This window comes from Nonomuraea sp. NPDC005730, from assembly GCF_040630865.1.
Classification (GTDB): domain Bacteria; phylum Actinomycetota; class Actinomycetes; order Streptosporangiales; family Streptosporangiaceae; genus Nonomuraea.
Genome location: NZ_JBEXYK010000063.1, coordinates 42,869 through 61,605 on the forward strand (window position 1 = coordinate 42,869; position 18,737 = coordinate 61,605).

General features: G+C 72.3%; 17 protein-coding genes. 8 read left to right on the forward strand and 9 right to left on the reverse strand.

The features are described 5' to 3' along the window. Positions 1–493: 493 nt before the first annotated feature. The 3 genes from ABZ444_RS42325 (at position 494) to ABZ444_RS42335 (ending at position 5,585) form a co-directional block, all read left to right on the forward strand. Complete coding sequence (locus ABZ444_RS42325) at positions 494–2,806, forward strand: sodium-translocating pyrophosphatase (protein ID WP_358009660.1); 2,313 nt, start codon at positions 494–496, stop codon at positions 2,804–2,806. Between the two features lie 217 nt (positions 2,807–3,023). Continuing rightward, positions 3,024–3,491: a histidine phosphatase family protein gene (locus ABZ444_RS42330; protein WP_358009661.1), complete on the forward strand. Its 468-nt coding sequence runs from the start codon at positions 3,024–3,026 to the stop codon at positions 3,489–3,491. Positions 3,492–3,506: 15 nt separating this feature from the next. After that, the gene (locus ABZ444_RS42335) at positions 3,507–5,585 is read left to right on the forward strand and encodes an FUSC family protein (RefSeq protein WP_358009663.1); all 2,079 of its coding nucleotides are present in this window, start codon (positions 3,507–3,509) and stop codon (positions 5,583–5,585) included. Here the strand turns inward: ABZ444_RS42335 and serB are convergent. The 4 genes from serB to ABZ444_RS42355 form a co-directional block, all read right to left on the reverse strand. After that, on the reverse strand, positions 5,575–6,792 hold the full coding sequence (serB, locus tag ABZ444_RS42340) for a phosphoserine phosphatase SerB (protein ID WP_358009665.1): 1,218 nt from the start codon (positions 6,790–6,792) through the stop codon (positions 5,575–5,577). The genes ABZ444_RS42335 and serB overlap by 11 nt on opposite strands. Positions 6,793–6,865: 73 nt before the next feature. After that, positions 6,866–7,444 carry a hypothetical protein gene (locus ABZ444_RS42345; RefSeq protein WP_358009667.1) on the reverse strand — a complete coding sequence of 193 codons (579 nt, stop codon included), beginning with the start codon at positions 7,442–7,444 and terminating at the stop codon, positions 6,866–6,868. Positions 7,445–7,540: 96 nt separating this feature from the next. After that, positions 7,541–8,551, reverse strand: coding sequence for an S-adenosylmethionine:tRNA ribosyltransferase-isomerase (locus ABZ444_RS42350; protein ID WP_358009669.1), 1,011 nt, complete (start codon positions 8,549–8,551; stop codon positions 7,541–7,543). Beyond that, complete coding sequence (locus ABZ444_RS42355) at positions 8,548–9,204, reverse strand: SDR family oxidoreductase (protein WP_358009671.1); 657 nt, start codon at positions 9,202–9,204, stop codon at positions 8,548–8,550. Before ABZ444_RS42355 ends, ABZ444_RS42350 begins: the two co-directional genes overlap by 4 nt. Positions 9,205–9,316: 112 nt before the next feature. Between ABZ444_RS42355 and ABZ444_RS42360 the strand changes: the two genes are divergently transcribed. Next, positions 9,317–10,435, forward strand: a complete 1,119-nt coding sequence (locus ABZ444_RS42360; RefSeq protein WP_358009673.1) for a GAF domain-containing sensor histidine kinase — start codon at positions 9,317–9,319, stop codon at positions 10,433–10,435. After that, positions 10,432–11,055 carry a response regulator transcription factor gene (locus ABZ444_RS42365; RefSeq protein ID WP_352357384.1) on the forward strand — a complete coding sequence of 208 codons (624 nt, stop codon included), beginning with the start codon at positions 10,432–10,434 and terminating at the stop codon, positions 11,053–11,055. The genes ABZ444_RS42360 and ABZ444_RS42365 overlap by 4 nt, the downstream gene beginning before the upstream one ends. A 29-nt stretch (positions 11,056–11,084) precedes the next feature. Here the strand turns inward: ABZ444_RS42365 and ABZ444_RS42370 are convergent, their stop codons facing one another. Further along, a complete protein-coding gene (locus ABZ444_RS42370) occupies positions 11,085–11,801 on the reverse strand; it encodes a hypothetical protein (protein ID WP_357966208.1) in 717 nt (238 codons plus the stop codon). Between the two features lie 68 nt (positions 11,802–11,869). On the opposite strand from ABZ444_RS42370, the gene ABZ444_RS42375 reads away from it, so the two are divergent. The 3 genes from ABZ444_RS42375 (at position 11,870) to ABZ444_RS42385 (ending at position 13,962) form a co-directional block, all read left to right on the forward strand. After that, positions 11,870–12,658, forward strand: a complete 789-nt coding sequence (locus tag ABZ444_RS42375) for an ABC transporter ATP-binding protein (RefSeq protein WP_352319106.1) — start codon at positions 11,870–11,872, stop codon at positions 12,656–12,658. A 95-nt stretch (positions 12,659–12,753) separates the two neighbouring features. Then, entirely contained in the window at positions 12,754–13,680 is a 927-nt protein-coding gene (locus tag ABZ444_RS42380; RefSeq protein WP_358009675.1) for an SPFH domain-containing protein, read from the forward strand. A gap of 51 nt (positions 13,681–13,731) precedes the next feature. Next, positions 13,732–13,962 (forward strand): hypothetical protein, encoded by a 231-nt coding sequence (locus ABZ444_RS42385; protein WP_352319104.1) that lies wholly within the window; start codon positions 13,732–13,734, stop codon positions 13,960–13,962. On the opposite strand, the gene ABZ444_RS42390 is transcribed toward ABZ444_RS42385, so the two are convergent. From ABZ444_RS42390 to ABZ444_RS42405, 4 genes are all read right to left on the reverse strand, one after another. After that, positions 13,959–14,798, reverse strand: coding sequence for an NAD(P)H-binding protein (locus ABZ444_RS42390; protein WP_358009677.1), 840 nt, complete (start codon positions 14,796–14,798; stop codon positions 13,959–13,961). The genes ABZ444_RS42385 and ABZ444_RS42390 overlap by 4 nt on opposite strands. Before the next feature lie 29 nt (positions 14,799–14,827). Further along, positions 14,828–15,649: a Rieske (2Fe-2S) protein gene (locus ABZ444_RS42395; protein ID WP_358009679.1), complete on the reverse strand. Its 822-nt coding sequence runs from the start codon at positions 15,647–15,649 to the stop codon at positions 14,828–14,830. Between the two features lie 120 nt (positions 15,650–15,769). After that, positions 15,770–16,381: an HD domain-containing protein gene (locus tag ABZ444_RS42400; RefSeq protein ID WP_358009681.1), complete on the reverse strand. Its 612-nt coding sequence runs from the start codon at positions 16,379–16,381 to the stop codon at positions 15,770–15,772. Between the two features lies 1 nt (position 16,382). Then, positions 16,383–18,581 carry a molybdopterin-dependent oxidoreductase gene (locus ABZ444_RS42405; RefSeq protein WP_358009683.1) on the reverse strand — a complete coding sequence of 733 codons (2,199 nt, stop codon included), beginning with the start codon at positions 18,579–18,581 and terminating at the stop codon, positions 16,383–16,385. Positions 18,582–18,737 lie beyond the last annotated feature (156 nt).

Genomic DNA, 18,737 nt, shown 5'->3' on the forward strand with positions numbered 1-18,737 from the left:
CGCGTCCGCCGTGCCGCGTCCGCCGTGCCGCGTCCGGCGGTCGTGGCGTCCGGCCGCAGCACGCGGATGAGGCGCCCCGACGTGGCGCCTGGATGGGCCGCCAACGGGGTGGTGCCGAGGGTGGTGTTGGGGGCGGGGTGGCGGGTGGTGCTGCGGGGGTGGGGTGGGTCGGCGTGTCGTGGGGATTGAATCCTGGGTTTCGGGCGGTCCGATTTGTGATGTTGTCATGCCCGTAAACCTGAGGAAATTTCGCCTGTCAGATCGCAAACCGGCCCGCCGTCAGGGGATTACTGAACGCCCGCGCAAATAGCCGCCCCGAGAGCCTTCATATCCGTTCAGTGCCTGCGTAGACTCCCGGCACCGGCCAAGGTGATCCGGCGGAACCGCGGATTCAACCGGAAGCGGCACCCACAACCCGGATGGTGCCGCACCCGCCCGCCGAGAAATCCGCAGCACCGTTCGGGCAGGACGACCGGTCTTGCCGAGGAGAACGATGAGCAGGCACATGCTGGCATTGGCGCCAGCGCCCAATCTGTCCCTGAGCGGTAACAATCTCACCATAGTGATCGTGGTAGCCGCGGTCGCGCTGATCGCGCTAGCCGTCGCCGGCGGCCTCGTACGCGAGGTGCTGTCCGCCGGCCAGGGCACCGAACGCATGCAGAACATCGCGCGAGCCGTGCAGGAAGGCGCGGCTGCCTATCTCACGCGCCAATTCCGCACACTGGCGATCTTCGTGATCGTCATTCCCTTCCTGTTGCTCTTGCTACCGGGCGAAATGGACGTACGCGTCGGTCGCTCGATCTTCTTCGTGGTCGGTGCGGTGTTCTCCGCATTGACCGGATTCATGGGCATGTGGTTGGCGGTGCGCGGAAACGTGCGTGTCGCCGCCGCGGCCAACGAGTCGGGCGAGAAGCGCGCCATGCGCGTCGCCTTCCGCACCGGCGGCGTCGCCGGCATGTTCACCGTCGGCCTGGGGCTGTTCGGTGCGGCCGTGGTCGTCTTCATCTACCAGGGCGAGGCGCCCCACGTTCTCGAAGGCTTCGGGTTCGGGGCGGCGCTGCTGGCGATGTTCATGCGAGTCGGCGGCGGCATCTTCACCAAGGCCGCCGACGTCGGCGCCGACCTGGTGGGCAAGGTCGAGCAGGGCATCCCCGAGGACGACCCGCGCAACGCCGCGACGATCGCCGACAACGTCGGTGACAACGTCGGCGACTGCGCGGGCATGGCGGCCGACCTGTTCGAGTCGTACGCGGTCATGCTGGTCGCCAGCCTCATCCTGGGCAAGGTGGCCTTCGGCGAGCAGGGTCTGATCTTCCCGCTGATCGTGCCCATGATCGGCGTGCTGACGGCGATCATCGGCATCTTCGTCACCGGGCTGCGCGACCGCGACCGCAGCGGCATGGCGGCGATCAACCGCAGCTTCTTCATCTCGGCCGGGATCTCCGCGGTGCTGGTCGCCGCGGCGGCCTTCTGGTATCTGCCCAGCAGCTTCGGCGCCCTGTCGGGCTCGACCGTCACCTCCGACGCCGACCCGCGCCTGATCGCGGTGGGCGCGGTGCTGATCGGCCTGGTCCTGGCCAGCGCCATCCAGCTGCTGACCGGCTACTTCACCGAGACCAACCGCCGTCCGGTGCGCGAGATCGGCGAGAGCTCGGCCACCGGGCCGGCCACCGTCATCCTCGCCGGCATCAGCGTCGGCCTGGAGTCGGCCGTCTACTCGGCGCTGATCATCGGCGGCGCGGTCTACGGGGCGTTCCTGCTCGGGTTCGGGAACGTCACGATCGCGCTGTTCGCGGTGGCCCTGGCCGGCACCGGCCTGCTGACCACGGTCGGTGTCATCGTCTCCATGGACACCTTCGGCCCGGTCTCCGACAACGCCCAGGGCATCGCCGAGATGTCGGGCGACGTCGAGGGCGAGGGCGCGCGGGTGCTCACCAGCCTCGACGCCGTCGGCAACACCACCAAGGCCATCACCAAGGGCATCGCCATCGCCACGGCCGTGCTGGCGGCGACGGCGCTGTTCGGGGCGTTCCGTACGGCGGTGGAGGACCAGCTCTCCAAGGCCGGCCAGGACATCAAGGCGGCGCTGGGCGCCTTCTCCACCTTCAGCCTCAGCATCGACCAGCCCAACGTGCTCGTGGGGCTGATCGTCGGCGCCGCGGTGGTGTTCCTGTTCTCCGGACTGGCGATCTCGGCGGTCGGCCGCGCGGCCATGCGGGTGGTCTTCGAGGTACGCGACCAGTTCCGCAACAAGCCGGGCATCATGGACGGCACCGAGAAGCCCGAGTACGGCCGCGTCGTGGACATCTGCACCCGCGACTCGCTCCGTGAGCTGGCCACGCCCGGCCTGCTGGCGGTGATGACCCCGATCGCGGTCGGGTTCGCGCTCGGCTACGCGCCGCTCGGCGCGTTCCTGGCCGGCGCGATCGCCTGCGGCACTCTGATGGCCGTCTTCCTGGCCAACTCCGGTGGCGCCTGGGACAACGCCAAGAAGCTGGTCGAGGACGGGCACCACGGCGGCAAGGGCTCCGAGGCCCACGCCGCCACGGTCATCGGCGACACGGTCGGCGACCCGTTCAAGGACACCGCGGGCCCGGCCATCAACCCGCTGATCAAGGTGATGAACCTGGTGGCGCTGCTGGTCGCGCCGGCCGTCGTCCTGTACGCGGGCAACGCCGCGCTGCGGGTCGGCATCACGGTGGTGGCGGTGGCGGTGGTCGTGGCGGCCATCGTCGTCTCCAAGCGCAGGTCGGTGACGAGCCAGCCGGCCAACAACGACCGCGAGCACGAGCCAGTGGCCTCGTAACGACCGATCGACGAGACGCCCGTCCCGGCCAGGGGCGGGCGTCTTCGCATGCGGGTGGGTGGCGCGGGGACGGCGGGGGTGCGGTGGGAAACTGGGCGGGTGGAAGAGGACAACCGGCCCTCGGGCGGGAAGACGCTGGGCCTGATCCTGCTGGCGATGCTGGTCATCCTGGGCGTGATCATCGGGCTCGGGATCTGGGCGTCGAGGGGATGACGTGATGCGGACCCTGATACTGCTCCGCCATGCCAAGGCCGCGCAGGTGCCCGGTCTGGCCGACCGCGAACGTCCGCTGACCGAGCGCGGCGAGCGGGACGCCGGTCGGGCCGGCGACGAGATCAGGGCGGCCGGGCTGAGCCCCGACGCGGTGCTCTGCTCACCGGCGCTGCGGACCAGGCGCACCGCCGAGCTGGCCTTCCCGGGCATGGAGATCAGCTACGAACGCGACATCTACCAGGCATATCCCGAAGAACTGCTCGAACTGCTCCGCAGGACCGACGCGGACCTGGGCACGGTCGTGTTGTGCGGGCACAATCCCGCGGTGCACGAGCTGGCCCTGCAACTGGGCGGCGGCGACTACGGCTTCCGGCCGGGGGCGTTCGCGGTGATCCAGGTGGAGGCGGCGTGGGTAGACCTGTGGCCGGGGGAGGGACGCCTGGTCACGCACTGGGATCCCAAGGAGCACTGACCGGGGACGACGCCTATGCGGGGGGCCGCCAGAGCGCTGCGTGACGGCTTCTCGCTGCCCGCGCGTCCGCCCTGGGGGTACGGGCTGCTGTGCGGGCTCGCGGTGGCCGGGCCGCTGCTGGCCGGGGTACTGGGGGGCAGGCCGCAGTCGGGGGCGTTCCTGGCACTCGGGGCCTATCTGACGGCGTTCGGGGACACGTACGGGCAGCCGTACGCGGCGCGGGCGCGGTCCATGGCCATCAAGATCGTGCTGATCGCCGGCGGGTGCTGGCTGGGCCTGTACCTGGCGGACCGGCCCTGGTGGGCGGTGCTGGCGCTCGGGGCGGTCGCCGCGGCGGGCGGCAGGTGGCGCACGGTGGGGACGCCGCCCGCGTTCGCCCTGGTCACCGGGTTCTACCTGGCGGTGCCCGCGGGTTTCGGGCCGCCCGAGCTGATGGTGCTGGGCGGCCTCCTGTACGCCGTGCTCGCCCTGGCCCTGTGGCCGTTGCGCCGGTTCGACCCGCTGGCGACGGCGCTGGGCGAGGCCGTCCGCGCCGTGGCCGGCCTGCTCGACGGGCTCACCGGCGACGGCTGGGACGACCGCAGAGAACGCGCGTCCAAGGCCCTGGAGACCGCGGCCACGGCGTCGGCGGCGTTCGAGAGCATGGACGCGGCCGGCCGGTCCGCCGGCGCGTACGTCGAGGCGCTGGTCCGGATCTTCCACGAGACGGTGGCGCTGCGCGCCCTGCGCGCGGCGGCCCCGGACGAGCAGGACGGCATCGACGACGTGGCCACGACGCTGGCCGCGGACCTGCGGGAGGCCGCGGACGGGCGGCGGGCCGGGGTGGTGGAGGCGCTGGCCGTCACCGCCGACTACGCCGAGCGCCTGGACGCGCGCGAGCCCGGCGGCGACCCGGCGGCGCTGCGCAGCGGCGCGGTGCTCGGGCAGGCCCGGCGCTGCCTGGACCGGATCGCGGTGGGGGTGCGCACGGTCGGCCTCCTGGCCGCCCGGCACGTGCCGCCCGCGGGCCGCGGGCTGCTGCCCGGGCTGCCCGGGAAGCCGCCGGCGGGCCGCCGGCTGTTCCCCCGGCTGCCGTGGAAGCCGTCGCCGGGAGGCTCGGGGCCCGAGCACGCCGGGCGGCTGGGGCTCACCGCCGCCGTGGCGATGGCGCTGATGCTGGGGGTGCACGAGCAGTACGGCAAGTGGTTCGTGTTCACCGTGCTGCTGGCGGTCCGGCCCACCTACGGGGACACCGTCGAGCGGGTGGTGCTGCGGGTGGCCGGCACCGTGGCGGGGGCCGCCGGGGCGGCGCTGATCCTGGCGGCGGTGCCGGGGCCGTACACGATCGTGGGCACGGTGCTGGTGTTCGGCACGCTCGGGTTCGCCCTGCGCGAGGTGAGCTACGGCTACTGGTCGATCTTCGCGACGCCGCTGGCCATGATGCTCACCGACTTCTCGACCCGGCTCGACTGGGAGGCGGCGGGGATCAGGCTGGCGCTCACCGCGGGCGGCGGCGTGCTGGCGCTGGCGGCGGCCCGGCTGCTGTGGCCGCGCGGCCAGGCGGGACGGCTGCGCGGCCTGGCCGCCGAGCTGCTGCGCGAGCACGCCCACCTCGTCCGCGCGCTGGCCGAAGGCGACCTGGACCGGCTGCCCGACCGTACGGAGTCGGCCGGGACGGCGGCCGACCGGCTGCGCGAGTCGCTGGACAAGCTGGACAAGGAGCCGGGCGGCAGGGCGCCGGCCGAGCTGCGGGCCGCGCTGACGCTGGCCAGGAAGCTCAGGGACGACGCGATCCTGCTCGGCGCCGTGCTGCGCGGGGCCGAGCCCGGTTCGGACGCCACCGCCGGCGTGCTGGACGCGGTGGCCGACCGGCTGGACGCCGTGGGGCAGGCCGTGCGGGAGCGCGAGCCGCCGCCCGCCGCCGACGCGTTCGAGTCGCAGCTCGACGAGGTGGCGCGGGAGGTCAGCTCGCTGATGGAGGAGGCGGCGGCGGGTGAGGGCACGGCCGTGCGCAGGCGGCTGCGGCACGCGGTGACCGCCCATCCGGCGCTCAGGTCGCTCTGCAAGGACGCGCTCGACCTGGCCGCCGAGGTCACCGCCCGGTTCAGGACGTGAGCACGCCGTCCTCGGCGTCGGCGGCCTCGACCTCGTCCCTGGAGATGCCCAGGAGGTAGAGGATCGAGTCGAGGTAGGGCGTGTTGACCGCGGTGTCGGCCGCCTGCCGGACGACGGGCTTGGCGTTGAAGGCGATGCCCAGCCCGGCCGCGGCGATCATGTCGAGGTCGTTGGCGCCGTCGCCGATGGCCACCGTCTGGGAGATGGGCAGCCTGGCCTCTTTGGCGAACCGCTCCAGCGCGCGGGCCTTGCCCGGCCGGTCGACGATCTCGCCGACGACCCGGCCGGTGAGCTTCCCGTCGATGACCTCCAGGACGTTCGCCGCCGAGTAGTCGATGCCCAGCTCCTCGACCAGGGCGTCGGTGATCTGGGTGAAGCCGCCGCTGACGATGGCGAAGCGGTAGTCGAGGCGCTTGAGCGTACGGACGAGGGTGCGGGCGCCGGGGGTGAGCACGACCTCCTGGCGCACCTGCTCGAACACCTCGGCCGGCAGCCCCTTGAGCAGCGCGACCCGGCGGCGCAGCGACTCGGCGAAGTCGAGCTCGCCGCGCATGGCCTGCTCGGTGACCCGGGCGACCTCGTCGAGGCAGCCGGCGTGCGCGGCCAGCAGCTCGATGACCTCGCCCTGGATGAGGGTGGAGTCGACGTCCATGACGATGAGCCGCTTGGCCCGGCGGGACAGGCCGGTGCGCTGGACGGCGACGTCGACCTCCTGGGCGGCTGCCTCGGCGGCCAGCTCGACGCGCAGGGCGGTCGGGTTGGCGCCGGAGACCGACAGCTCGATGCAGGTGACGGGCCACTGGGCGAGGCGTTCGATGCGGTCGATGTTGGCGCCGGCGGCCGCGATGCGGCCGGCGATGCCCGCGATGGCGGCGGGCTGGAGGGTGGCGCCCAGCACGCTGACCGACAGGCGGCCGCGGCGGCGCTGTTCCTTGGCCTGGGAGCCGGTGGAGAGCTCGACCTCCATGCCGAGGTCTTCGGCCACCCGTTCGACGGCGGTCCACATCGCGCCGAGGGTGGTGCCCGTGCCGGTGGACGGGCCGCCGGCGTACGCGACGAGCACGCCGAGCGTGAGCCTGCCGCGGATGACGACCTGTTCGATGTCCGCGACCGTCACCGGGAACCCGGACAGCACGGAGAAGAGCCTGGAGGTGACACCGGGCCGGTCGGGGCCGGTCAGGGTGATCAGGAGGGTGCGCTGGTCCACATCCAGCCACGGTACTGCGCCCGGTCCGGTGCCCGCGCAGCAGGCTCGCCATTCGGACACGGGCGCAGCATGACTAGTGGACGATCCTGGTCCTGACGGTCTTGGCGTAGCCGTGCTCGGGAATGCCGAGATGCTCGAGCTCCTCCTGGGCCATCGCCCACGTGCCCTTCTCCTGGTCCCACATGCCCTGCTGGACGTCGTAGGAGACCACGCCGAGGGTCGCCTTCTGCGTGCCCATGGCGCTCTTCTTCAGCTTGGCGTAGAAGTCGAGGCGCACCCAGTCGTCCTTCTCCAGGACGTAGGGGACGCTGCAGTACAGGGCGCGGCCGTCGAGGGCGCAGACGGTGCCCTTGGGGGCGCGGTAGCGGATCTTCCGGAGGTCCACGCCCTTCGGGAACTGGCCGCCGACGAACCAGGCGTCGGCCGAGAACGGGCCGGTGTTGGTCGCCTTGAGGCTGTACTTGATCTGGCCGCCCGCCTTGGCGGTCTTCGACGCCTGCAGCTTGATGTCGAAGACCGCGAAGGGGTCGTCGGCGGCCTTGGCGGTGTGGGCGGCGGCGGTGGTCGTCGTGGCGGACGCGGGCACCGCCGGGACAATCAGCGCACCGGCCAGCAGAGCCAGCGAGGCGACCTTGGTGAGGGAGTTGCGCATCAACGTCTCCGGAGAGGAAGTGGCACGGGGACGCGCACGAACAAGCCCCCGTAAATGTCGGCTGTTCCTATCATGAGGGCAAAATCCGTGTAAAGCTTATTTATCCAGAATCAAGTGCGTGTCGCCAAACTCGTGCCACAGATATCCCTTCCGCAGCGCCTCTTCGTACGCGCGTGCCAGCGCCTTCTCGCCGGCGATCGCCGTCAGCATGAGCAGGTGGCTGGAGCGCGGTTCGTGCAGGCCGGTGATGAGCCCGGTGACCGCCCGTACGCCGGCGGCCGGGGTGACGACGTGGCCGGTCCAGCCGGAGGCGGCGCCGACCTGGCCGTCCGGGCCCACGGCGGTCTCCAGGGCGCGTACGACGGTCGTGCCCGCGGCGATCACCCGGCCGCCGTTCCGCCGGGTCAGGTTGACCAGCCGGGCGGTGGCGGCGGGCACCTCGTACCGCTCGGCGTAGGGCCGCTCGTCCTTCTCGGGCGAGGCCACGCCGGTGTGCAGCGTGACGGGCGCGATCGTCACCCCCCGCGAGACCAGCGCGGTGACCAGCTCAGGGGTGAACGGCCGGGCCGCGCTCGGCATCTCCGCGCTGCCCGGCACGGTGGCGAACACCGTCTGGTAGGCGTCGATGGGCCAGTCGGCCGGCACGTACGAGTAGCGGATCGGAGTGCCGTGCTCGCGCAGGTAGGGCAGCACGTCCCGGTCCAGCCGCGCCCGCCACAGCCGCGGCGTCTCCCGTTCGATCAGCCGCAGCGTGGCCCGGCCGGGCAGCGGCAGCCACTCGCCCGGCTCGCCGCCCCCGTACGGCTCGGACGCCTTGGCCGTCCTGCGGCGCAGCTCGACCAGCCAGGTGCCGTCCTCGCGGGGGGTCGAGAAGTGCACCGCGAGCCGGTCGAGCCGGACCGCCGCGGGCAGCGTCGCGGAGTTGTTGACCACGATCAGGTCGCCTGGGTCGAGCAGTCCGGGCAGGTCACCGAACCGGTGGTGGGCGGGCTCGGCCTCGCCGCGCGAGACCATCAGGCGCACCGCGTCCCTGGCCAGCCCGCGCGCCTCGGGCGGCTCGTGGGCCGACAGGTCGGCGGGCAGCGCGAAGTCCAGCAGCGCGGTCATTGCAGGCTCACCTTCCCGCCGGCCGGGCGGGACGTGACCAGGTCGCGCAGCGCCGCGGCCACCTTGGCGGGGTCGGTGGCCGACGACGCCTCCGCCACCCCGACGGCGTCGGCGAGCATGCGGGTGTTCATCTCGCCGGGATCGGCCCACCAGACCCGCAGGCCGGGCTCCTCGGCGGCCAGCACGTTCGACAGCTGCTCCAGGGCGGCCTTGGTCGCGCCGTAGCCGCCCCAGCCCTCGTAGGCGCCGGTGGCGGCGTCGGAGGTGATGTTGACCACGGCCCCGCCGGCCGCGCGCAGGGCGGGCAGCGTGGCCTGGATGAGCGCGAGCGGCGCGGTCACGTTCGTCTCCAGCAGGACCCGGAACGCCTCCAGCGGGTAGCCCGCCAGCGGCGGCAACGGGGTCACCCCGAGGTCGCCGGCGTTGTTGACCAGGAGGTCCAGCTCGGGCACGGCCTGTCCCAGCCGGGCGACGTGCTCGGGGTCGGTCACGTCGCCGGGGATCGCGGTGGCGCCCAGCTCGTCGGCGACCCGGCGCAGCTCGTCCGCGCCGCGGGCGGTGAGCACGAGGTTCCAGCCCGCCTCCGCCAGGGACCTCGCCAGGGCGAGGCCGAGGCCGCGGGAGGCGCCGGTGATGAGAGCGGTGTTCGTCATGACATCGACGCTAGGATCGGCGCGCCGCGCCGGCATCGGGCGCAGGGCCCGCTCCCGCCTGGGCACATCGTCCTAGGACTCCGCCTCCGGAGCGGGACCCTAGAGTGGGTCCGTGAGCTCATCCGACCGAGACGAGATCCTGCAGGCGGTGAGCTCCGCCGTGCTCGCGGTCACCCGCCACCTGTCGGTCCGCGAGGTGCTCCAGGTCATCGTACGGTCGGCGCAGCGCCTCCTCGACGCCCGCTACGCCGCCCTCGGCGTGCCCGACGACGACGGCTCGTTCGCCGAGTTCGTCGCCGAGGGCCTCACCGACAAGCAGTGGGCGGCCATCGGCCCGCTGCCCAGACAGCACGGCATGCTCGGCGCGATGCTCCGCGAAGGCACCCCGGCCCGGCTGCCCGACCTGCGGGAGGACCCGCGGTTCGAGTGGTGGCCGAAGGCCCACCCGGTGATGAAGGACTTCCTCGGCGTCCCGATCCGCGACGCCGACCAGGTGATCGGCATCATCTTCCTGGCCAACAAGCGCACCCCCGGCGGGTTCACGCAGGAGGACCAGGAGCTGCTGACGCTGTTCGCCGCGCACGCCGCCATCGCGCTCACCAACGCCAGGCTCTACGAGCGCGGGCGCGAGCTGGCCATGCTGGAGGAGCGCAACCGGGTGGCCCGCGAGCTGCACGACGCGGTCACCCAGAAGCTGTTCTCGCTCCGGCTGACCGCCCAGGCCGCCGCCACCATGCTGGACAAGGCCCCCGAGAAGGCGCACGCCGAGCTCGAACGCGTCCAGCGGCTGGCCGGGGAGGCGCTGTCGGAGCTGCGCGCGGTGATCGTCGAGCTGCGCCCGGCCGAGCTCGACCGCCACGGGCTCGCCGAGACGTTGCGCAAGCACGCGCGCATGCTCGACCGGCTCCATCCCTCGCTGGTCACCTTCGAGTGCGACGAGCTGCCGCCGCTCGACTCGGCGGTGGAGGTGGCCGTGCTGCGGGTGGCCCAGGAGGCGCTGCACAACGCGCTCAGGCACTCCGGGGCCTCGCGGGTGTCCGTACGCCTGGTCCTCGACGGCGGGCGGCTGGCGCTGACCGTCCACGACGACGGCGACGGCTTCGAGCAGGGGGCGTCGCACGGCCTGGGCCTGGTGTCGATGCGCGACCGGGCGGAGTCGGTCGGCGGGGTCATGACGGTCTCCTCGGCACCCGGCCAGGGGACCACCGTACGCGTGGAGGTGGGCGTGTGATCCGGGTGCTGATCGCCGACGATCATCCGGTGGTCCGGCAGGGGCTGCGGACGTTCCTCGACCTCCAGGACGACATCACCGTCGTCGGCGAGGCGGCCGACGGCGCGCAGGCCGTCGAGCTGGTCGGCGAGCTGACGCCCGACGTGCTGCTGCTCGACCTGAAGATGCCGGTGCTCGACGGGCTCGGCGCGCTGGAGCGGCTGGCCGGCTCGGCCACGCGGGTGGTGGTGCTGACGTCCGTGAGCGACCGGTCCGACGTCGGCCCGGCGATGCGGGCGGGGGCCGCGGGCTTCCTCTACAAGGACGTCGATCCGTCCGCGCTGGTCCAGGCCGTGCGCGCGGTGCACAACGGTCAGGTGCTGCTCGCGCCGGAGGCGGCCGAGGCGATGTTGTCCGCCCCGGCGCCCGTGGCCGCCGTGCCGGGGCCGGCGCCGCTGACCGAGCGCGAGCGCGAGGTGCTCGCCCTGATCGCGGCCGGGCGGTCCAACAGGGAGATCGCGCGGAGCCTCGCCGTCGCGGAGAAGACGGTCAAGACCCATGTGTCGAACGTGCTGATGAAGCTGGGCGTCCAGGACCGGACCCAGGCCGCGCTGTACGCCGTCCGGCACGGCCTGGCCTGACTCTCGGCCGGTCGGGGCCCGCAAGCCGCCTACGAGTGGCGTACCGGCTCGAAGATGGCGTGATGGGCGGCCACCAGGGCGCGGCGGACGGCCCGGTCGAGCTCACGCAGGGCCGCGGCCCTGGCCGCGACCTGGGTCGAGGTGAGCCCGCGGTCGTCGGCCAGGACGAGGACGGCGGCCAGCCGGGTGGCCAGCGTGGAGACGCGGTGGGCGCGGGCCGGGTAGCCGGGGGCCAGCTCGCCGCCACGCTGCGAGCGATCGGGCCGGGCCTGGGCCGGGCCGTCGACGCCGGTCAGCGCCTCGGTGGCGGCGCGCATGGCCGACGACAGCTCGTGCTCGGCCTCGGCCAGCGACGGCAGGTCCTGGCGTACGGGCCCGGCGTCGTGCACCTCCAGGCGGGTCCCCACGTACGAGGAGCCGCGCCGGTCGGGGACGGGCACCAGGCCGAGCCGCCGGTCGCGCAGCACGGCGACCGCGGCCTGCCCGGCCTCGACGGCGGAGGAGTTGAACGTCGCCGGCCCGGACAGCCCCAGCGGGTCGCCGGGCGCGGGAAGGGCGAGCCGGAACTCGTGCAGACCGTCGGACCGCAGGTTTGCGAGGTATTTACGCAGCGGCACGTCACCGGCGACGACGGGCCCCGCGACGGCTTCCACGTGGTCAGCCGCCTCGTCGAGGCCGACGTGGCCGGAGAGCCACGCGTTGCCCCAGGCGACGAGCGAGGGACAGACAGGTGATTCAGGGTGCACCGATCCACGATAAGCGCTCGCCCTGCAATAGGTTTGTCCCCAGGGTGACTCCAAAGGAGGGAACGGGGATGGGTGGTCAGGTGCTGCGGCTCCAGGACGTCGCCGTCAGGCGCGACGGGGCGGCCCTGCTGCGCGGCATCGACTGGACGGTCAACGAGGACGAGCGCTGGGTCGTCATCGGTCCCAACGGCGCGGGCAAGACCACGTTGTTGCAGGTCGCCGCGACGTTGCTCTATCCGACCGAGGGCGTGGTCGAGGTGCTGGGTGAGCGGCTGGGGCAGACCGACGTGTTCGACCTGCGGCCGCGCATCGGGCTGGCGAGCGCCGCGCTGGCCGAGCGCATCCCGCCGGAGGAGAAGGTCATCGACCTCGTCCTGACCGCCTCGTACGCCATCATGGGCCGCTGGACGGAGGAGTACGACTCCAACGACGTGACCAGGGCCGTCGAGCTGATCGACATGATGGGCGCGGCCCACCTGATCAGGCGGCGGTTCGGCACGCTGTCGGAGGGTGAGCGCAAGCGGGTGCAGATCGCCCGCGCGCTCATGCCCGACCCCGAGATGCTCCTGCTCGACGAGCCGGCCGCCGGCCTCGACCTGGGCGGCAGGGAAGACCTGGTGCGCCGGCTGTCGGCGCTGGCCGGCGACTACCGCTCGCCGACGCTGGTGCTGGTGACGCATCACGTCGAGGAGGTGCCGAGCGGGTTCACGCACGGCCTGCTGCTGCGGCACGGGTCCGTGGTGGCGCAGGGGCCGCTCGACCACGTGATGACGGCCGACAACCTGTCCCGTACGTTCGGGGTGCCGCTGACGCTCGACCGGAGTGCCGAGGGCCGCTGGTACGCCAGGGCACACTGACCTCACTGGATCACCATTTATGCGGATATCGGTCGCCTAAAGGTGAAACGAAATATCATGCACCGAGTCGGTCCCCTCGACTCCGGAGCTTCGCCATGTCGACCGAGCAGCTCATCGTCGCCCTCGTCGTGGTCGCGGCGATGGGATTCGTGGTCGCCCGCAGCATCCGCATCATCCCGCAGGCCACGGCCGCCATCATCGAACGGCTGGGCCGCTACCACCGCACGCTGACGCCCGGGCTCAACATGGTGGTCCCGTTCGTCGACCGCATCAAAGACCTGATCGACCTGCGGGAACAGGTGGTCTCGTTCCCGCCGCAGCCGGTGATCACGTCCGACAACCTGGTGGTGTCGATCGACACGGTCATCTACTTCCAGGTCACCAACCCCAAGGCGGCCACGTACGAGATCGCGAACTTCCTGATCGGCGTCGAGCAGCTGACCGTCACCACGCTGCGCAACGTGGTCGGCGGCATGGACCTGGAACGCACGCTGACCTCGCGCGAGGAGATCAACACCGAGCTGCGCGGCAGCCTCGACGAGGCCACCGGCAAGTGGGGCATCCGGGTCAACAGGGTCGAGCTGAAGGCCATCGACCCGCCCGTCTCCATCCAGGACTCGATGGAGAAGCAGATGCGCGCCGACCGGGACAAGCGCGCCGCCGTGCTCGCCGCCGAGGGACAGCGCCAGGCGGCGATCCTGGCCGCCGAGGGCGACAAGCAGGCGGCCGTGCTGCGCGCCAGGGGCGAGGCGGAGGCCGCCGTGCTGCGGGCCCAGGCGGACGCCGAGGCCCAGGCCATGCGCGCCAAGGGCCAGGCGGACGCGATCGGCATGGTGTTCAAGGCCATCCACGACGGGAAGCCCGACCAGCGACTGCTGGCCTACCAGTACCTCCAGACCCTGCCCGAGATCGCCAAGGGCGACGCCAACAAGGTCTGGATCGTGCCCTCGGAGATGGGCAAGGTGCTGGAAGGGCTGGGCGGGCTGTTCGCCCCGCCCGCGCCGAAGAATCCGGAAGGATAACTCAAACACATGTACGGATAAATACCGGACTAAGTGGGTATAAATCAGTACATGAAGGGTGATCGGGTGGAGATCGTCATCGACGCGGGCGGCTCCCCGCGAACCTACGAGGTCACGGCCACCCGCGCGGGCCGGCGTGTCGAGGTGGCCAACCGGCGCGGGCTGGTGGAGGTGAGCGAGGTCACCCGGAGCGGCACGCCGGTACGCACGGCCCGCTTCATGTCCAGCCGGATCCTCGCCCTCGTGGAGCATCCGGCCGACGAAGCCGCCGGGGACGACTAACGGAAGTCCGCCACGTGGTCCTCGGCCCACTGGCGGAAGCTCAGCGCGGGCCGGCCGAGCAGCCGCTCCACCGTGTCGGTCACCCGCTCCGGGTTGTGCACCGCCGCCCCCCAGCCCTTCAGCGCGCTCTCCACGAACCCGGGATCGCCCCAGGCGGCCGTCAGGTGCTTTCGGGCCTCGTCCAGCGGCTGCTCCTCCCAGCGCACCTCGTGCCCGGCCACCTCGCCGATGATCCGCACCTGCTCGGCCTGGGTGAGCTGCTCGGGGCCGGAGAGCACGTACTTGCCGCCCGTGTGGCCGGCCGAGGTGAGCACGTGCGCGGCCACCGCGGCGATGTCCTTCTCGTGGATCAGCGCCCTGACCGCCTGCCCGAACGGCCAGCGCACGACCCCCTGCCGGATCTGGCCGGCCCAGCCCAGCGTGTTGGCGGCGAAGCCGCCGGGCCGCAGGAACGTCCAGGCCAGCTCGGAGTGCCGGATCAGCCGCTCGACGCTCTGGTGGAACAGCGTCGGCTCCTCGTCGTCGGCCAGGTCCTCGACGTCGGCGGACAGGTAGACCACGCGGCGGGCGTGCCTGGCGATGGCCGTCACCGCGCCCGCGGTCGCCGCCTCGGAGTAGCCGGGCCACAGCAGGAAGACGCTCTCGACGTCGCGCAGCGCCGGTGCAAGGGTCTCGGGCACGGTCAGGTCGCCGCGCACCGCCTCCACGCCCTCGGGGAGCCGGGCCTTGTCAGGGTTCCTGACCAGCGCCCGCATGTCCAGGCCCGCCTCCGCGAGCTGGGAGACCACATGTTTGCCCACATTGCCGGTCGCGCCGGTCACCAGAATCTTGCTCATGGCCCCGACGGTAGGACCTCAAGTTAAGTTCAGGTCAACCCCGGGCGTACCTGGATCGTGCCGTCGCGGCGGATGCGGGTCTCGAACATGGGCGCGGGGGCGGTCGCGGGACCGTGCTTCACCGAGCCGTCGGTCAGCCGGAACGTGCTGCTGTGCCACGGGCAGACCACGCACGCCTCACCGTCCTCCATGACCAGCCGGCCCTGGTGCAGCGGGCCGGCCAGGTGCGGGCAGCGGTCGGCCAGCACGGTCACCCCGTCGCCCTGGCGCAGCACGAAGAGCTGGATGTAGCCGAGCCGGCGCGCGACCGGCCTGCCGTCGGGCAGGTCCTTGAGCGGGCACAGGTCGTGCCAGCCCAGCGGTACGAGATGGGTGACCTGCGGCGCGTGGTTGGCCCCCGCGGCCTGGCGGTAGGCCATGTGGCCGCCGAGGTAGCCGCCCAGCCCGCCCAGCCCGAGCCCCGCGTACGACAACATCCGCCCGGCCCGCTCGGCGCCGCGCAGCCGGGCCACCAGCGAGGCCGACATCAGGCCAAGGGCGGCCATGTTGGCGGCCATGTGCACGAAGCCCACGCGCTGCTGCTCGCGGTGGAGCGAGGACCAGTCGGTCAGCCCGGCCGCCGCCGTGGGCAGCGCGTTGCCGATGCCCGTGGCCAGGAGCAGCCTGCTCGCCCTGGGGTCGGCGTGGGCCAGGTCGAGCACGGCGGCCGACAACCAGCAGCCGAGGGTGACCGTGGCCAGCGGCGGGTGCAGCGGTTTCCCCGTGGGCACGCCGTGCAGCAGGTCGCGCAGAGTGCCCTGACGCAGGCGCTCGCGTACGACCTTGGCCAGCCCCCGGATCGGTTTGTCCATCGCCTTCGACTTCTCGAGTCGATCGGCGAGGTCAACCGGACCGACGAAACCCCGCAATTGCCGACGTCCCGCTCGCACTGTCTCTTTCACGACAAGTCCCCTACCCCGGCCTTGACGGGATCACTCGGAGAGGTGTCCCCTGGCCACGGAGAGTTCTACCAGCTCCAGCGCGTACGCGCCGAGGGAGGCCGACCCTTCCTGGATGATTTGCACCTTCTCCCTGACCTCGCCGGCCGTCACCTTGAACAGCGGCCACGTGCCGCCCTCGGTGTGGTGGTTGGCCAGGATCGGGGCGAACCGGTCGAGCGCCTTGGCGAACCTGGCCTCCGGCGTCTGCCTGGCCTCGAACTCGTCCCAGAGCTCCCGCAGCCGGGCGCCCTGCTCGCCGGGGAGCAGGCCGAAGATGCGGTCGGCCGCGGCGGTCTCGGCGGCGGCCTGGGCGGCGACCGCCACGTGGTCGTAGACGAAGGTGTCGCCGGCGTCGATCTCGACCAGGTCGTGCACGAGTAACATCGCCACCACCCGCTGCAGGTCCGTTCCGGGCGGGGCGTGCTCGCCGAGGACCATCGCCAGCGTGCCCACGTACCAGGAGTGCTCGGCGGAGTTCTCCCGCCGCGACCCGTCGATCAGATGGTTGCGGCGGATGATCCGCTTCAACTTGTCGATCTCGACGGCGAACGCGATCTGGGCGTACAGGCGGTCCTCTTCTGGCGCGATAGTCACGCGCGACACCCTAATGTGCGGTGATCACCCCGGTTGGTGAAATCGTGACCGGAACTCCGTTGAACACTGCGTTACCACTTGGGATATCCAGGGCGGATTCGTCCGTCAGCACGTTCGTGTTGACACCGGCGTGTTGGGCCGCCACCTGCTGCGTGCTGCCCGCGTGCCCCCAGCCGTGCGGCAGGCTCACCACGCCCGGCATGATCGTGTCGGTGGGCTCCAGAGTCACCGTCAGGCTGCCGGTGGCCGAGGTGACCACGGCCTGGCCGGCCAGGCCGAGCCTGGCCACGTCGGCGGGGTTGATCTGCAGCGTGCAGGTGTTGGTGCCGCCGACCAGCGGGCCCACGTTGTGCAGCCAGCTGTTGTTGGAGCGCAGGTGCCGCCGCCCGATCAGCACGATGTCCGGCGGCTCCTCCGCCAGCCTGCCGCGCAGGCGCTCGACGTCCTCGACGAGTTGCGGCGGGGCCAGCTCGATCACGCCGGAGGCGGTCTTGAGCACCTCGGGCAGCCGGGATTCCAGCGCGCCGAGGTCCAGGCCGTGCGGGTGGTCGAGCAGCTTGCGCAGCGACAGGTCGCCCTTGCCGGCCCACTCGCCGTACGGGCCGAGCCTGAGCATGAGGTCCAGCCTGCGCTCGGCGCCCGTCTCGCCCTCCAGCGCGGCCCGCAGCCCGGCCACGTCGTGTCCCTCGACGCCGGAGCCGGGCGTCTGCACGGCCTTGCGCAGCGTCTCGCCGATCAGGAACTCGTCCAGGTCCGCTGCCGGCCCTTCCAGTCCGGCCGCGATCGCGGCCAGCCGGGCCAGGATCCGGGCCTCGCTGGGCCGCCCGTCCAGCGGCAGCGCGGGGCGCGAGTAACGGGCGTAGTTGCGTACGGCGAACCCGAGCAGCGCGAAGTCGTAGTGGCCCGACTGCAGCACGCGCGGCGGCGGCAGGATCACGTGCGCGTGCCGGGTGGTCTCGTTCAGGTACGGATCGACGCTCACCATGAAGTCGAGCCCGGCGAAGGCCGCCTCCAGCCGGTCGCCGTGCGGCGCGGACAACACCGGGTTGCCCGCCACCGTGACCAGCATCCTGACCTGGCCCTCGCCCGGCGTCTCGATCTCGTCGGCCAGCGTGGCCACGGGCAGCTCGCCGTTGGCCTCGGGCAGCCCCCGCACCCGGCTGCGCCACCGGCCCACCGTGTACGGCCGCCGCCGCGCCCCGAACTCGGTCGCCGGCTTGGGGAACATGGCCCCGCCGGGCCGGTCGAGGTTGCCGGTGAGGACGTTGAGCACGTCCACGAGCCACTGGGCCAGCGTGCCGAACTCCGTCGTGCACGTGCCGATCCTGGCGTACACGGCGGCCGTCCGCGCGCCGGCCAGCTCCCTGGCCAGCCGGACGATCGTCCTGACCGGTACGCCGGTACGCCGGGAGACCGCCTCCGGCGGGAAGTGCTTGGCCGCCTCGCGCACCTCGGCCAGCCCGTTGACCTCGTGCCACGGCCTGGCCAGGTCCTCGGCGAACAACGTGTGCACGATCCCGAACAGCAGGTACGCGTCCGAGCCCGGCCGGACGAAGACGTGCTCGTCGGCCAGCGCCGCCGTCCTGGTCCGGCGCGGGTCCACCACGACGAACCTGCCGCCGCGCCGGCGCAGGGCCTTCAACCGGCCGGGGAAGTCGGGGGCGGTGCACAGCGAGCCGTTCGACTCCAGCGGGTTGGCGCCCAGCATCAGCAGGAAGTCGGTCCGGTCCAGGTCGGGGACCGGGACGGCCAGCGGGTGGCCGAACATCAGGCCGCTGGCGACGTGCTTGGGCATCTGGTCGGCGGTGGCGGCGGTGAAGACGTTCCGGGTGCCGAGCGCCTTGATCAGCGGCCCGGCGTAGAGGGCGCCGGCCATCGTGTGGGCGTTGGGGTTGCCCAGGTAGACCGCCACCGACCGGCGTCCGTAGCGCTCGGTGACGCGCGCCAGGCCCTGTCCGACGGCCTCGAACGCCTCCTCCCAGCTCGCCTCGCGCCACTGGTCGCCCTCGCGGACCAGCGGCGTGCGCAGGCGGTCGGGGTCCTCGTCGAGGCGGCCCAGGCTCGCGCCCTTGGGGCAGATGAACCCCTTGCTGAAGGGGTCGTCCCTGTCGCCCCGGACGCCGGTGACATGGCCGCCGTCGTCGAGGGTGAGCGTCAGGCCGCAGACGGCCTCGCAGAGGGGACAGGTGCGGTGGACGGTCGAGGTCATCGCGACTCCTGAGTTCGCCAGGTGAACTCATCTTGGCCCGTCCCGTCCGCATGGGGAAGCCCCGGGAGCCCCCGGTGAAGTCAAGGGGTCGTCGCAACACTGATTGATCAACTGGCTGTTGCCAGGAGCTTGGTGAGACGCTCGGCTGGGGTTTCC

What these genes read in the sequence shown, in the direction of transcription:
- ABZ444_RS42395 (WP_358009679.1), bottom strand. Translation starts at nt 15,649, where the DNA reads ATGGACAAACCGATCCGGGGGCTGGCCAAGGTCGTACGCGAGCGCCTG.
- ABZ444_RS42325 (WP_358009660.1), top strand. Translation starts at nt 494, where the DNA reads ATGAGCAGGCACATGCTGGCATTGGCGCCAGCGCCCAATCTGTCCCTG.
- ABZ444_RS42335 (WP_358009663.1), top strand. Translation starts at nt 3,507, where the DNA reads ATGCGGGGGGCCGCCAGAGCGCTGCGTGACGGCTTCTCGCTGCCCGCG.
- ABZ444_RS42355 (WP_358009671.1), bottom strand. Translation starts at nt 9,204, where the DNA reads ATGACGAACACCGCTCTCATCACCGGCGCCTCCCGCGGCCTCGGCCTC.
- ABZ444_RS42380 (WP_358009675.1), top strand. Translation starts at nt 12,754, where the DNA reads ATGTCGACCGAGCAGCTCATCGTCGCCCTCGTCGTGGTCGCGGCGATG.
- ABZ444_RS42390 (WP_358009677.1), bottom strand. Translation starts at nt 14,798, where the DNA reads ATGAGCAAGATTCTGGTGACCGGCGCGACCGGCAATGTGGGCAAACAT.
- ABZ444_RS42345 (WP_358009667.1), bottom strand. Translation starts at nt 7,444, where the DNA reads ATGCGCAACTCCCTCACCAAGGTCGCCTCGCTGGCTCTGCTGGCCGGT.
- ABZ444_RS42405 (WP_358009683.1), bottom strand. Translation starts at nt 18,581, where the DNA reads ATGACCTCGACCGTCCACCGCACCTGTCCCCTCTGCGAGGCCGTCTGC.
- ABZ444_RS42330 (WP_358009661.1), top strand. Translation starts at nt 3,024, where the DNA reads ATGCGGACCCTGATACTGCTCCGCCATGCCAAGGCCGCGCAGGTGCCC.
- ABZ444_RS42350 (WP_358009669.1), bottom strand. Translation starts at nt 8,551, where the DNA reads ATGACCGCGCTGCTGGACTTCGCGCTGCCCGCCGACCTGTCGGCCCAC.
- ABZ444_RS42385 (WP_352319104.1), top strand. Translation starts at nt 13,732, where the DNA reads ATGAAGGGTGATCGGGTGGAGATCGTCATCGACGCGGGCGGCTCCCCG.
- ABZ444_RS42375 (WP_352319106.1), top strand. Translation starts at nt 11,870, where the DNA reads ATGGGTGGTCAGGTGCTGCGGCTCCAGGACGTCGCCGTCAGGCGCGAC.